This is a genomic window from uncultured Kocuria sp., from assembly GCF_947500125.1.
In the GTDB taxonomy this organism is placed as follows: domain Bacteria; phylum Actinomycetota; class Actinomycetes; order Actinomycetales; family Micrococcaceae; genus Kocuria.
On the sequence record NZ_CANMRA010000012.1, the window covers coordinates 93,773 to 106,163 of the forward strand.

Below are 12,391 nucleotides of genomic sequence, written 5' to 3' on the forward strand. Positions count from 1 at the left end.
CCGGGAACCAGGAGCAGAAGACCATGACCTCCACCCGTACACCGGCCGCCGCACCGGCGCCGGACCGCGGCTCCTCCGGAGCCCCCTCCACGCCCACCGCCGCGGCCCCGGCCGACGAGCGCATCCAGACCAAGGGCCTGCTGGGCACCTTCCTGGCCCGCCCCGAGATCGGGGCGCTGGTCGGGGCGATCGTGGTGGCGCTGTTCTTCGCCGTCGCCGCCCCCTCGATCACCCAGGCCCAGTCCATCTCCACCGTCCTCTACGGGGCCTCGACCATCGGGATCATGGTGGTGGGGGTGTCCCTGCTGATGATCGGCGGGGAGTTCGACCTCTCCACCGGGGTGGCCGTGATCACCTCCGCGCTGGCCGCCTCGATGTTCAGCTGGTTCTTCGCCGTCAACGTCTGGGTCGGGGTGGGCATCGCCCTGCTGACCTCGCTGGCGATCGGACTGATCAACGGCTGGCTGCTGATGCGCACCAAGCTGCCCTCCTTCATCGTGACCCTGTCGACGTTCCTCATGCTCACGGGGCTCAACCTCGCCCTGACCCGGCTGATCGGCGGCTCCGTCTCCTCGCCCTCGATCAGCACCATGGACGGCTTCGCCTCCGCCAAGGCGATCTTCGCCTCCTCGGTCACCATCGCCGGGGTGAACGTGCGGATCACGGTCTTCTACTGGATCGCCCTGGTGGCGGTCGCCACGTTCATCCTGCTCAAGACGAGGATCGGCAACTGGATCTTCGCCGTGGGCGGGGACGAGAACGCCGCCCGCGCCGTGGGTGTCCCGGTGGCGAAGACCAAGATCGGGCTGTTCATGGGCGTGGGCCTGTGCGGCTGGCTGCTGGGCATGCACAACCTCTTCGCCTTCGACTCCGTGCAGTCCGGGGAGGGCGTGGGCAACGAGTTCCTGTACATCATCGGCGCCGTGATCGGCGGGTGCCTGCTCACCGGCGGCTTCGGCTCCGCGATCGGCGGTGCCCTGGGCGCGCTGATCTTCGGCATCGCCTCCCGCGGCATCGTCTACGCCGAGTGGAACCCGGACTGGTTCAAGTTCTTCCTGGGCCTGATGCTGCTGCTGGCCACCATCGTGAACATGTACGTGCGCAAGCGCGTCGAGAGGAAGTAGGTGACCACCGTGTCGACGCAGAACACGCCCACGGGCGCCACCACCGACACCGCCGCGCCCCTGGTGGAGCTCGCGGACGTCGGCAAGCGCTACGGCAACATCATCGCCCTGCGCGAGGTCACCATGACCGTCGACGCCGGGAAGGTCACCTGCGTGCTCGGTGACAACGGGGCCGGCAAGTCCACCCTGATCAAGATCATCGCCGGACTGCACCAGCACACCGACGGGACCCTGCGGGTCGGCGGGGAGGAGACCACCTTCACCTCGCCCCGGCAGGCCCTCGACGCCGGGATCGCCACCGTCTACCAGGACCTGGCCGTGGTCCCGCTGATGCCGGTGTGGCGCAACTTCTTCCTCGGCTCCGAGCTCACCACCGGGTTCGGGCCGTTCAAGCGCCTGGACGTGGCGAGGATGAAGGAGACCACCAAGGCCGAGCTCGCCGACATGGGCATCGACCTGCGCGACGTGGACCAGCCCATCGGGACGCTGTCCGGCGGCGAGCGCCAGTGCGTGGCCATCGCCCGCGCGGTGCACTTCGGGGCGAAGGTGCTGATCCTCGACGAGCCCACCGCGGCCCTGGGCGTGAAGCAGTCCGGGGTGGTGCTGCGCTACATCCTCCAGGCCAAGGAACGCGGCCTGGGGGTGGTGTTCATCACCCACAACCCGCACCACGCCTACCCGGTGGGGGACCGGTTCCTGCTGCTCAAGCGCGGGCGGTCCATCGGCTACTACGAGAAGAAGGACATCCTGCTCGGGGACCTCACCGCCCAGATGGCCGGTGGTGCGGAGCTGGAGGAGCTCACCCACGAGCTCGAGCAGCTCGGCGGGCACACCTCCCAGATGCAGCAGGTCCAGGCCGGCATGGCCGAGTCCCAGGCCCGCCCCCGCGCCTGACCAGACCCCGGCCCCGCGCCCCCGGAGAACTCCGGGCGCGGGGCCGGTCCCACACCAGCCCTCCCTGTCGAAAGGACTCCCCGCCATGACCGTCCGGATCGGACTGATCGGCGCCGGCCGCATCGGCGCCATGCACGCCGCCCACCTCGCCGCCCTGCGCGATCCCGGCGGTGAGCCGGCGGTGCGGCTGAGCATCGTGGACGCCGTGTCCGAGCAGGCGGCCGTTGTGGCCGGCCGGACGGGGGCGGTGCCGCTGCCCACGGTCGAGTCGTTGCTCGAGGACGGGGTGGACGGCCTCGTCGTGGCGACCGGCACGGCCACGCACCCGGGGCTGATCCGGACGGGCCTGGCCGCGGGGCTGCCGATCTTCTGCGAGAAGCCGGTGGCGCTGTCCGTGGCGGAGGCGCTGCCCCTGCTCGACGAGATCGAGCGCGTGCAGGGCGTGGTCCAGATCGGCCACCAGCGCCGCTTCGACCCCGGCTACGTCCGGGCCCGGGAGCTGTACGCAGCGGGCGAGCTGGGCTGGCTGCACACCGTGCGCGCCGTGACCGGTGACATGACCCCGCCGCCCGTGGAGTTCCTCGCGACGTCGGGCGGGCTGTTCCGCGACTGCTCCGTGCACGACGTCGACGTCCTCCGGTGGATCACCGGCCGCGAGGTCGTGGAGGTGTACGCCCGCGGGTCCAACCGCGGGGACCCGCGGATCGGCGAGGTGGGCGACGTCGACACCGCGCTGGCCGTGCTCACCCTCGACGACGGCACGGTGGCCACCGTGGCCGCGACCCGCTACAACGGCGCGGGCCACGACGTGCGGCTCGAGCTGCAGGGCTCGAAGGGCTCGGTGGCCGTGGGGATGGACGAGCACATGGCGATGCGCTCGGCCGAGCCCGGGGTCGGGTTCCCGGCCGGGCCGCCGCACACCACGTTCCACGAGCGCTTCGCCGAGGCCTACCGCCTCGAGATGGCGGCCTTCGTGCAGGTGGTGCGCGGGGAGATCCCCAGCCCCTGCACGGCCCGCGACGCCGTGGCCGCCTCCCGGGTGGCCGACGCCGCGCAGCGCTCGCTCGAGACGGGAGTCGCCGTCCGGGTGGAGCCTCTCGGGGCGTCCGACCTCCCGGTGCGGACGGTCCGGCCGGCGCGGGCGTGAGCGCGCCCGGCCGCCCCGGGGCGCGGGGGCCGGGTCAGACCAGGACGATGGTGCGGTTGCCGGAGAGCACCACGCGGCCCTCGGCGTGCCACTTCACCGCGCGGGACAGGGCCTGCATCTCGGCGTCGCGGCCCACCGCCACGAGGTCCGCGGGGGTGTGGGCGTGGTCCACGGGCATGACGCGCTGGGCGATGATCGGGCCCTCGTCGAGGTCGGCCGTCACGTAGTGGGCCGTGGCCCCCACCATCTTCACGCCCCGGGCGTAGGCCTGGTGGTAGGGCTTGGCGCCCTTGAACGAGGGCAGGAACGAGTGGTGGATGTTGATGCACCGCCCCGACAGCTCTCGGGTCAGCTCGTCGGAGAGCACCTGCATGTAGCGGGCCAGCACGACCAGCTCGACGTCGTAGCGGTCCACGAGGTCCAGCAGCCGGCCCTCGGCCTGCGGCTTGGTCCCGGCCGTGACGGGGACGTGGTGGAAGGGGACCTCGTGCCACTCCACGAGGCTCTTGTGGTCGAGGTGGTTGGAGACCACGGCCACGATCTCGATGGGCAGCTCGCCGATCCGGGTGCGGTGCAGCAGGTCCGTCAGGCAGTGGGAGAACCGGGAGACCATCACGAGCACCCGGGTCCGGCGCTGCACGGAGACCAGCCGGAACCGCATGTCGTGCTGCTCCGCGACGGGCGCGAAGCCCTCGGTCAGGGACTCGACGGTGGCCGTGCCGGCCTCGCTGACGGTGTGGCAGCGGATGAAGAACTCGTCGGTGAACCGGTCGGAGAAGTGCTTCACGTCGAAGATGTCGCAGCCCTGCTGGGTCAGGTTCGACGTGATGGCGCTGACGAGTCCGTGGGCCTCGGGGCAGTGGACGGTCAGGACGTGTTCGACGGTCCCCTGGGCGGGCATGGGCGGGCTCCTCGGCGCTGGTGACGGGTGCGCCGCGCGGTGCGGCCCCGGCGAGGGCGGGCGCGGCCCTACGATCCTAGCCCCAGCGGCCAGGGGGCCGGGACCGAGTGCCGCGCAGGGCGACCGGGGCGGAGCGGGTGCGGTGTAGACCGATGGCCGCGGGAACGGGCGGTAGGAGTCCGCCCGGCGCGGGGAGAGATGCGCCTCCCATGGAGGACCCGCGGCCATCGGCAGGCGTTGCACGCCTCAACAGAGGAGAGCCGTGGGCTGAGCGGCTTTCAGAACACGGATGCCGCAGACGGTGCACCCCCCAGTGCGTCCGAATCGGTCCGATCCGTGCAATTTCCCCCATTGCTGTGGTTCTCACCACGATCGCCACCTTATCCGAAGCGGCACCGCGTCCGCACCCGGTTTTCCCGGCGAATTCCCGGGGCGGGCCACGAACGCTCGGCAGCGGCTCTCCCGGGGGACGGCCCGACGGACCCGGCGGCGGCGGATCGGCCGGGAAACCCGCTCCCACCAGTCCGTTCGCTCTCGGGCCGGCCGCCGTGCGGTTCCGGCCCCTCCCGCGCCTGTCCCCGGAAGTGAGGACAGGATCTGTTCGCCTTCGTGACCGCCGGCGGCGGGATCAGGCGACGCTCGTGTTGAACAGCAGCCCGAGGAGGTAGGTGGCCAGGGCGGCGCCGTAGCCGATGGCCAGCTGGCGCAGCCCGCGCTTCCAGGGGGAGGCCCCGGAGAGCAGGCCGACCAGGCCTCCGGTGACCAGCAGGGCGATCCCGACCAGGACGAGGGCCACGACCATCGCGGGCACCCCCGTGAGACCCGCGAGGTACGGCAGGATCGGGATGATCGCTCCGGAGGCGAAGAAGCAGAAGCTGGACGCCGCCGCGCCCAGGTCCGTGCCCAGCGCCATGGTGGAGTGCGGCGCCGGCTCGTCCGCGACGGTGTCCTGGAAGGACCGGGAGGGGTCGCAGTCGCACTCGAAGAAGCCCAGCCGCTCCGCGGCGCGGTGCTCGGCGGCCTCCTCGCTCATGCCCCGCGCCCGGTAGATCAGCACGAGCTCGTTGGCGTCGAGGTCCAGGTTCGGCGCCACGTGCAGCGTCACCTGGGTCGGCTGGGAGGCGTCGAGCAGCTCGCGCTGCGAGCGCACGGACACGAACTCCCCGGCGCCCATGGACAGCGCGCCCGCCAGCAGGCCGGCGATCCCCGCGAAGAGCACCATCCCGGGGGAGGTCCCGGTGGCGCCCACGCCCATGACCAGCGCGAGGTTGGACACGAGGCCGTCGTTGGCGCCGAAGACCGCCGCCCGGAAGTTCCCGGACAGCTTGTGCCGGCCCTCGGTGGCGAGGGCGCGGATGATCTCCTCGTGCACGGCCTCGTCCGCCGCCATGGCGTCGGACGCGTCCTGCTCGCGGTCGTAGGGGGAGCGGCTCTCGGCGCGCTGGATCAGGGCCAGGACGAAGACGGAGCCGAAGTGCGTGGCGAGGAAGATCAGCAGCCGGGAGTACAGGGACGGCCGGGCCTCGGCTCCGGCATGGGGGCCGAGCAGCCGGACCCAGTGCTCGGCGTGGCGCTGCTCGGCCTCGGCGACCTGGTGCAGGATCTCCTGCTCCCGGCCGGTGCTGCGGGCGGCGAGGAGGCGGTAGATCCGCGCCTCGGCGCGTTCCTCCGCGAGGTACTTGCGCCAGCGGCGGATCTGCCCGCGCTCGGGTCGGCTCGGGTGGGCGGTGTCCTCCCGCGAGGCGGGGGAGTCGGCGTCGGGTGTCATGGGGCCTTCCTCGGGCCCGGGGCGGCACGGGGCGCGCGGGGTCCGACCGGGGGTGCGGTGTGGTCCGGAAGGTCTCGTTCGCCCGCGGTCACGGGTGGGCTGCCGGGACTCCTCGTCGAGACCGGGATGGCGACAGACCGACGGGTGCACGGCACCCGGGAACTACTCCCCTTCGCTTCCCGACGAGTGTAGACCCGCGGCGGCGCCCCCGGGATTCGGTGCGCCGAAGCCCCGCGGGCCGCTCAGCGGGGGCCGGCCGCCGCGGGGCGGCGCAGGATCGCGTACGCCGCGATGCCCGCGAGCATGCCCCAGAAGGGGGAGACGATGCCGTAGGGGGCGATCCCGGAGACCGTGACCACCAGGGTGATGAGCGCCGCCTCGATGACCGCCGGCTGGTGCCGGCCGGGGTGCATGCTGTCGAAGAAGGAGCCCTGCAGCGCGCCCAGCAGGGCCACGCCGGCGAGGGCGGTGATCATCCCCGGGGGGATCGCCGAGAACGCGGCGACGATGGTGTCCGCGAACAGGCCGAAGAGGACGTAGAAGAATCCGCACGAGACGCCGGCCACGTAGCGCCGGCCGAGGTCCGGGTGGGACTCGGGGCTGGTCGCGATGCCCGCGGTCACGGCGGCGAGGTTCAGGGCGTGGCTGCCGAAGGGCGCGAAGACGACCGAGGCGACGCCCGAGGCGCCGAGCAGCAGACGGTCCCGGGCGGCGTAGCCGGCCGTGTGCATCATGGCCAGGCCCGGGGCGTTCTGCCCGGCCGCGGTCACGATCAGCAGCGGGATGCTGATCCCGGCGATCGCGTCCCACGAGAACGTGGGCAGCGTCAGCACGGGCTGGGTGAGGGAGAGGTCCAGGGCCACGGGCTCGATCCGCCCCCGGACGAGAGCCATCAGCACGCCCAGGGCCAGCGCGGCGAAGACGGCGTAGCGGGGGAAGAACCGCCGCCCCAGGAGGTAGCCCAGGACGAGGGCGCCCGCCACCCACGGGTTCTCGACGACCGCCGAGGCCACCTTGATGGAGAACGGGAACAGGACGCCCGCCAGGACGGCGGCGGTGATGGGCTTGGGCACCGCGGCCAGGATCCGGCCGATCAGCCCCGTCACGCCCAGGACCAGGCCCAGGACGCCGGTGACGACATAGGCGCCCACGGCGTCGGAGAAGGAGTAGTTGCCGAGCGAGGTGATCAGCAGCGCCGCCCCCGGGATGGACCACGCCACCATGACGGGCTGCCGGGTCCACACGCTCATGAGCGCGCACGTGACGCCGGAGCCGACCGAGATGGCCCACAGCCAGGAGGAGGTGAGCTCCGGGTCGAGTCCGCCCGCCCGGGCGGCCTCGAGGACCACGAGCACGGGTCCCGAGTAGGAGACGACCACGGCCACGAGGCCCGCGAGGGCCGCCGACGCGGACCAGTCCCGCCGGAGTCCGCGACCGGAGTGCTCGGCGGGCCGGGTGGTGCTCGGCACGTGGCGGCTCATGGAGTGCTCCTGGATGGCAGAAGGGTGGACCGTGCCAGCCTAGGACGACCCTCTCCCGGAGATAAATATCAATCCCGCATGATTCTCCGGACCCGGCATATGAATCGACCGGTGGGCGTCAGGAGTCGACGGTGTCCGGCGCCGCCGGCGCGCGCCACTGCCGGCGGTCCGGGGCGATGACGGAGGCCTCGTCGCGGGTCTCGGCGGGGAAGGACCCGACGCCCCAGTGGAACCGGTACGGGTCGGAGCAGCCCCAGCCGAAGCGCAGGCCCTCGACGAGCTTCTGCGCCGCCTCCGGGAAGCCCAGCGGGGCGGTGGTCCACGGCTGGTCCCAGCCCGTCGGCTCGTTCCACTCGTCCTCGTGGAAGAAGGTGGCGTCCACGGGCCAGGCCGCGTGGGCGAGCTGCCCGCCCGAGAGCACGGCGCACTCCACCCCGTGCGGGCCGACCCCGGCCCACGCGACGGGCGCCTCCGAGCGGTCGTCGTAGCGCTCGTACTCCACGACGAGGAAGTCGTTCCAGGGCAGCCGGGCGAGCACGGTGGCGATGAGCCGGCGCAGGTCCTCCCACACGTCCTCGCCGGCCACCGGGGTGGCCTCGTCCGGGAGGACCACGCCGATGCCGGCGCGGCCCAGCATCTCCTGGGCCTCCGGCGTGGCCAGGTCGGACCAGGTCCTCGTGTCGGCGAAGCCGTCCCCCGGGGGCTCCCCGGCCGGCTGGCGGGCGGAGGCGAAGCGCATGGCCTCCTCCCAGGAGCCGAAGAACCGGCGGACGCCGTCGAAGTAGGGGCGCGGGGTGCTGTCCGCCTCCTGCTCGACGACCCACCGGCCGTAGCGGGCCGTGGTCGGGTGGTGGCCGGTGCTGCGGCAGTGGGAGAGGAACGCCGTCACGGCCGTCGCGTACTCGTCCTCCGTGAAGGCGTGCTCGAGGGCGGGCTCGGCGCCGGCCTGCAGCCCGATCCGCTCGAGCGCCACGTCCCACCGCCCGCCGCCCAGGCGCTGGGCGACCGTGCGCTCGGGCACGGGCCAGTGGTGGGCGAGCGCACACAGGAAGTCGGAGTCCGTGCACAGCCCCAGCCGCGCGATCTCGTAGCTGTGCGCGCTGAGCGGACGGCAGGAGGAGTCCTGGGCGCAGTGCCGCTGGGCCGCCCCGATCAGTCCCAGGGTCCGCCGGGTGAGGGAGCCGTCGGCGTCGGACGCGGCGAGGAGGCCGGTGACGTCGCGGACCACGTCCGTGCTCAGGTTCAGCGCCGCGTAGTCCGGGGCCGGTGCCAGTCCGAGGTGCTGCGCCATGACGAGCCACACGCCGGCGCCGACCGCGCCGTCGTTGATCTCCGGGGCGGAGGCGTCCTGCGGGAAGCGCTGTTCCAGGTGCGCGATCGCCGCGTCCAGCACGGCGGTCGACTCCTCCGGGAACAGCAGCTGGAAGCGCATCCGCACCTGGCCGCGGGTCATCCCGCGGTCGGCCATCGCATGGATCAGCGAGCCATAGCGCTGCACGAAGGCTGCGAGTCCCGCCACGGCGTGAGGCATGGAGGGTCCTCCGGTCGAATGGTCGGAACGGCTCGGGGAAGGCGCCCGAGCCGAGGGGGCTGCGCCGCCGCACGGCACCACGCCGCCGCACGATACCGCGCACCTCCGATGCTAGTCCCTGCCCGCCGGTTCCCGCGCGTGCGGGAGAATGTGACGGTCCCGGCGCCCACCCGCGGACGAAGCCGCAGGTCAGGGCGTGAGCAGGCCCCGGATGTCCTCGGCGGTGAGAGCGCTGGAGAACATCCTGTCGTCGTCCAGCACGGCGGTGAACAGCCTGGCCTTGCGCTCCTTGAGCTCCATGACCTTCTCCTCGATCGTGTCCCGGGCCACGAGCCGGTAGACCATCACCTTCTTCTGCTGGCCGATGCGGTGGGTGCGGTCCACGGCCTGCTCCTCGGTGGCCGGGTTCCACCACGGGTCCAGGAGGAAGCAGTAGTCGGCCTGGGTGAGGTTGAGCCCGAAGCCGCCGGCCTTGAGGCTCACCAGGAACACGGGGACCTCGCCGGACGTGAACCGCTCGAGCACCCGCGCCCGGTCCGTCGTGGAGCCGTCGAGGTAGGCGTAGGGGATCCGCAGCTCGTCCAGGCGGGCCGCGGCCTTCTTGAGGAAGCTGGTGAACTGGCTGAACACCAGCGGCCGGTGCCCCTCCGCCACGATCTCGGGCAGGTGCTCGAAGAGCAGGTCGAGCTTGCTCGAGGAGACGTCCGCCGCGGGGTCCACGAGGGACGCGTCGAGGCTGAGCAGGCGCAGGGTGGTCAGGGACTGGAAGATGGTGAAGCGGTTGCGGTCGAGGTCGCGCAGCAGACCGAGGACCTTCTGCCGCTCCCGCTGCAGGCGCGTGTCGTAGATGCGGCGGTGCGCGGGGGAGAGCTCCACCTCGATGGTCTGCTCGAGCTTGGGCGGCAGTTCGAGGTCCACGGACTCCTTGGTCCGGCGGAGCATGAGCGGCTTGACCCGGCGGCGCAGCCGGGCGAGCGCCGCGGCGTCCTCCCCGCGCTCGATGGGACGCTGGTAGGTCTCCGTGAACTTCCGCCGGGACGGGAACAGGCCGGGAGCGGTCAGGGACAGCAGCGCCCACAGCTCCACGAGGCTGTTCTCGAGGGGGGTGCCCGTGATCGCGAGCTTGAACGGGGCGTCGAGCTCCTTCGCGGCCCGGTGCGCCTTGGTCCGGGGGTTCTTCACGAACTGCGCCTCGTCGAGGAGCACCCCAGCCCAGGAGATCCCCCGGTAGGCGGTCTCGTCCAGGCGCAGCAGGGTGTAGGAGGTCACCACCACGCGGGCGCCCGCGGCGGCGTCCGCGAGGTCGGTGCCGGCCTTCGCCTGCGTGTCGGTCACGCCCACGACCGGCAGGGACGGGGCGAAGCGCCGGATCTCCGCCGTCCAGTTGGGCACCACGGAGGTCGGGGCGACCACGAGGAAGGGCGGCAGGTCCGGGTCCCGCTCGACGGCGCGGCAGATCAGGGCGATCGCCTGCACGGTCTTGCCCAGACCCATGTCGTCGGCCAGGATCCCGCCCAGGCCGTGGTCCCACAGCACGCTCAGCCACGAGTAGCCGTCGCGCTGGTACGGGCGCAGCTCGGCGTGCAGGGTCGCCGGGACGGGGGGCGCCCCGAGGTCCTCGAGCTCGAGCAGGGAGCGCACGCTCTCCTGCCAGGCCTCGGCCTGGTCCGTGTCCGTCGCGACGTCCTCGAAGTCCTGCCACAGCCCGGCCTGGTGCCGGTGGATGCGCAGCGGCCCCTCGGGGGTCTCCTGCAGCGAGCGCGCCTCGGCGATGAGCTCGCGCAGCCGGTCGAACTCGGGGCGGTCCAGGGAGAACCACGAGCCGTCCGGGGCCAGCATCACGTCCTGGCCGAGGTCCAGGGCGCGGAAGACGTCGGCGAAGGAGATGTAGAACTCTCCCACCTTGACCGTGACTCCCAGGTCGAACCAGTCACGGCGCTCCGTGGCGGCGGTGCTGACGGTGATGGTGGGCGGGTCGGCGATCTGCTGGTAGGCCATGCGCCCGCCGGTGTGCTCGATCCGCAGGTCCGGGACCTTCTCGAGGGCGGGCAGCCACTCGCGCACCAGCACCAGGGCGTCCTGCGCCACGTAGCTCGAGCGGCGGAAGTCCACGCCCGGCGCCCGGTGGCGCACCGCGGCGGTGACTGCCGTCTCCCAGGAGGACTCGCGGTGCACGGGCTCGTCGGCGAGCGGGTCCTCGGGGCGGAACGGCAGCAGGATCCGGTCCCGGCCCTTCTGGTACTCCCACTCCCAGCGGGCGCGGATGGTGAGCTCCTGGTGCTCCAGGGTGAGCACCAGCTCGGGGTCCGCGACCTGCGGCAGCTCGATGGACCCGTCCCCGGTGTCCACGTCCATGCTGCGGTGCAGCCGCGGGAAGTAGCGGTCGAAGAACTCCTCGACCTCGTCCTCGGGGATCCGCAGCCCGCCCGCCGTGTCCAGGAACCGCCGCTGCTCGCGGGTCAGCCGGGTGGCCAGGGGCACGAGGCGCAGCGGGAGGACGTTGAGGTCCTCCGTGTCGGCGACGGCCTGCGGGTCCCCGTCCGGGGAGAACAGCCCGTGCCCGGGGTCGCCGATGATCCGGGCGGTGCCGAGGGCGATCCTGCGGTCGCCGCAGTCCACCGTGGGCCGCAGCTCGAGGTCCTTCCCGGGGCCGCGCAGCACGTCCACGTGGAAGCGTCCCGGCTCCTCGACCGTCACGGGCAGCCCGTGCTCCCGGCCGACCAGGGAGATCCCGGCGGCCTCCGCCCGGGCGAGGATGCCCCACAGCAGGGGCGAGGCGTAGGAGTCGAGCCGGATCCAGTGCCGGTCGTGCACCGCGTAGGGGGAGCGGGTGGCGCTGAGCGCCCGGAGCTCGTCGAACCAGTCGACCTGCTCGGGGCTCAGCGACCACCGGCCGGCGTCGGCGGTGACGGTCTCCCAGTCCAGCCCGCCCTTGATCCACCCGCCCCGCCGGCCCCGGCGCACCGGGCGGACGTACAGGTGCCACGGCGAGCCGGCGCGGCCCGTGCCGTGCACGTACCGGTACGGCTCCCGGCGCAGGTCGAACTCCAGGGCCACCCCCTCGGGCTCCTCGGGGGGCGGTTCCACGGGGCCCGTCCCGCCCAGGATCTCGGTCAGGGCGTCCTTCCAGTCGGGTGCGCCGCCCCGCCGCCCGGACGCGTGGCCCTCCCGGGGCGCGGTGCCGGCCGGGGACGGCGGCGCCGCGGTGCCGCCCTGCTGGTGGGCGCGGACCGCGGTCTCGAAGTTGTGGCGCAGCACCGTGGCGACGGCGTGCTTGCAGAAGCCCCCGGCCGGGCAGCTGCACCACGCGGGCCCGGGCGCGCCCTCGGCCCCGACGTGCACGGACACCGAGTACACCGACCCGGAGCCCTCGACCTCGGCGGAGAGGCTGCCGGCCCCCTCGGCGCCCGGGGACCACCGCACGGCGCGCACGCGTCCGGTGCGGAAGTACTCCTGGCCGCGCCGGAAGACGGCGGGCCCGGAGGCGGCGACGAGCCGCCGGGAGTCCACGAGGGGACCGGGAGGGGAGTGCATCGTCCCACCGT

General features: G+C 73.0%; 8 protein-coding genes. 3 read left to right on the forward strand and 5 right to left on the reverse strand.

Annotation, left to right across the window (positions count from 1 at the left end; translation table 11 throughout):
- The first annotated feature begins 23 nt into the window (after positions 1 to 23).
- The 3 genes from Q0817_RS10065 (at position 24) to Q0817_RS10075 (ending at position 3,165) form a co-directional block, all read left to right on the forward strand.
- Positions 24 to 1,124, forward strand: coding sequence for an ABC transporter permease (locus Q0817_RS10065; RefSeq protein WP_298586612.1), 1,101 nt, complete (start codon positions 24 to 26; stop codon positions 1,122 to 1,124).
- A gap of 60 nt (positions 1,125 to 1,184) precedes the next feature.
- Positions 1,185 to 2,018: an ATP-binding cassette domain-containing protein gene (locus Q0817_RS10070; RefSeq protein WP_298586696.1), complete on the forward strand. Its 834-nt coding sequence runs from the start codon at positions 1,185 to 1,187 to the stop codon at positions 2,016 to 2,018.
- 85 nt (positions 2,019 to 2,103) lie between these two features.
- On the forward strand, positions 2,104 to 3,165 hold the full coding sequence (locus tag Q0817_RS10075) for a Gfo/Idh/MocA family oxidoreductase (RefSeq protein ID WP_298586615.1): 1,062 nt from the start codon (positions 2,104 to 2,106) through the stop codon (positions 3,163 to 3,165).
- A gap of 34 nt (positions 3,166 to 3,199) precedes the next feature.
- Here the strand turns inward: Q0817_RS10075 and purU are convergent, their stop codons facing one another.
- The 5 genes from purU to Q0817_RS10100 all read right to left on the reverse strand — a co-directional run bounded on the left by purU (position 3,200) and on the right by Q0817_RS10100 (position 12,380).
- Positions 3,200 to 4,066: a formyltetrahydrofolate deformylase gene (gene purU / locus Q0817_RS10080; protein ID WP_298586618.1), complete on the reverse strand. Its 867-nt coding sequence runs from the start codon at positions 4,064 to 4,066 to the stop codon at positions 3,200 to 3,202.
- A 628-nt stretch (positions 4,067 to 4,694) separates the two neighbouring features.
- Complete coding sequence (locus Q0817_RS10085) at positions 4,695 to 5,834, reverse strand: VIT1/CCC1 transporter family protein (RefSeq protein WP_298586622.1); 1,140 nt, start codon at positions 5,832 to 5,834, stop codon at positions 4,695 to 4,697.
- A gap of 242 nt (positions 5,835 to 6,076) precedes the next feature.
- Positions 6,077 to 7,315: a benzoate/H(+) symporter BenE family transporter gene (locus tag Q0817_RS10090; RefSeq protein WP_298586624.1), complete on the reverse strand. Its 1,239-nt coding sequence runs from the start codon at positions 7,313 to 7,315 to the stop codon at positions 6,077 to 6,079.
- Between the two features lie 118 nt (positions 7,316 to 7,433).
- The gene (locus tag Q0817_RS10095) at positions 7,434 to 8,846 is read right to left on the reverse strand and encodes a TY-Chap domain-containing protein (RefSeq protein ID WP_298586627.1); all 1,413 of its coding nucleotides are present in this window, start codon (positions 8,844 to 8,846) and stop codon (positions 7,434 to 7,436) included.
- Between the two features lie 189 nt (positions 8,847 to 9,035).
- Entirely contained in the window at positions 9,036 to 12,380 is a 3,345-nt protein-coding gene (locus Q0817_RS10100; protein WP_298586629.1) for an SNF2-related protein, read from the reverse strand.
- Positions 12,381 to 12,391: the final 11 nt, after the last annotated feature.

What these genes read in the sequence shown, in the direction of transcription:
- Q0817_RS10075 (WP_298586615.1), top strand. Translation starts at nt 2,104, where the DNA reads ATGACCGTCCGGATCGGACTGATCGGCGCCGGCCGCATCGGCGCCATG.
- purU (WP_298586618.1), bottom strand. Translation starts at nt 4,066, where the DNA reads ATGCCCGCCCAGGGGACCGTCGAACACGTCCTGACCGTCCACTGCCCC.
- Q0817_RS10090 (WP_298586624.1), bottom strand. Translation starts at nt 7,315, where the DNA reads ATGAGCCGCCACGTGCCGAGCACCACCCGGCCCGCCGAGCACTCCGGT.
- Q0817_RS10065 (WP_298586612.1), top strand. Translation starts at nt 24, where the DNA reads ATGACCTCCACCCGTACACCGGCCGCCGCACCGGCGCCGGACCGCGGC.
- Q0817_RS10100 (WP_298586629.1), bottom strand. Translation starts at nt 12,380, where the DNA reads ATGCACTCCCCTCCCGGTCCCCTCGTGGACTCCCGGCGGCTCGTCGCC.
- Q0817_RS10085 (WP_298586622.1), bottom strand. Translation starts at nt 5,834, where the DNA reads ATGACACCCGACGCCGACTCCCCCGCCTCGCGGGAGGACACCGCCCAC.
- Q0817_RS10095 (WP_298586627.1), bottom strand. Translation starts at nt 8,846, where the DNA reads ATGCCTCACGCCGTGGCGGGACTCGCAGCCTTCGTGCAGCGCTATGGC.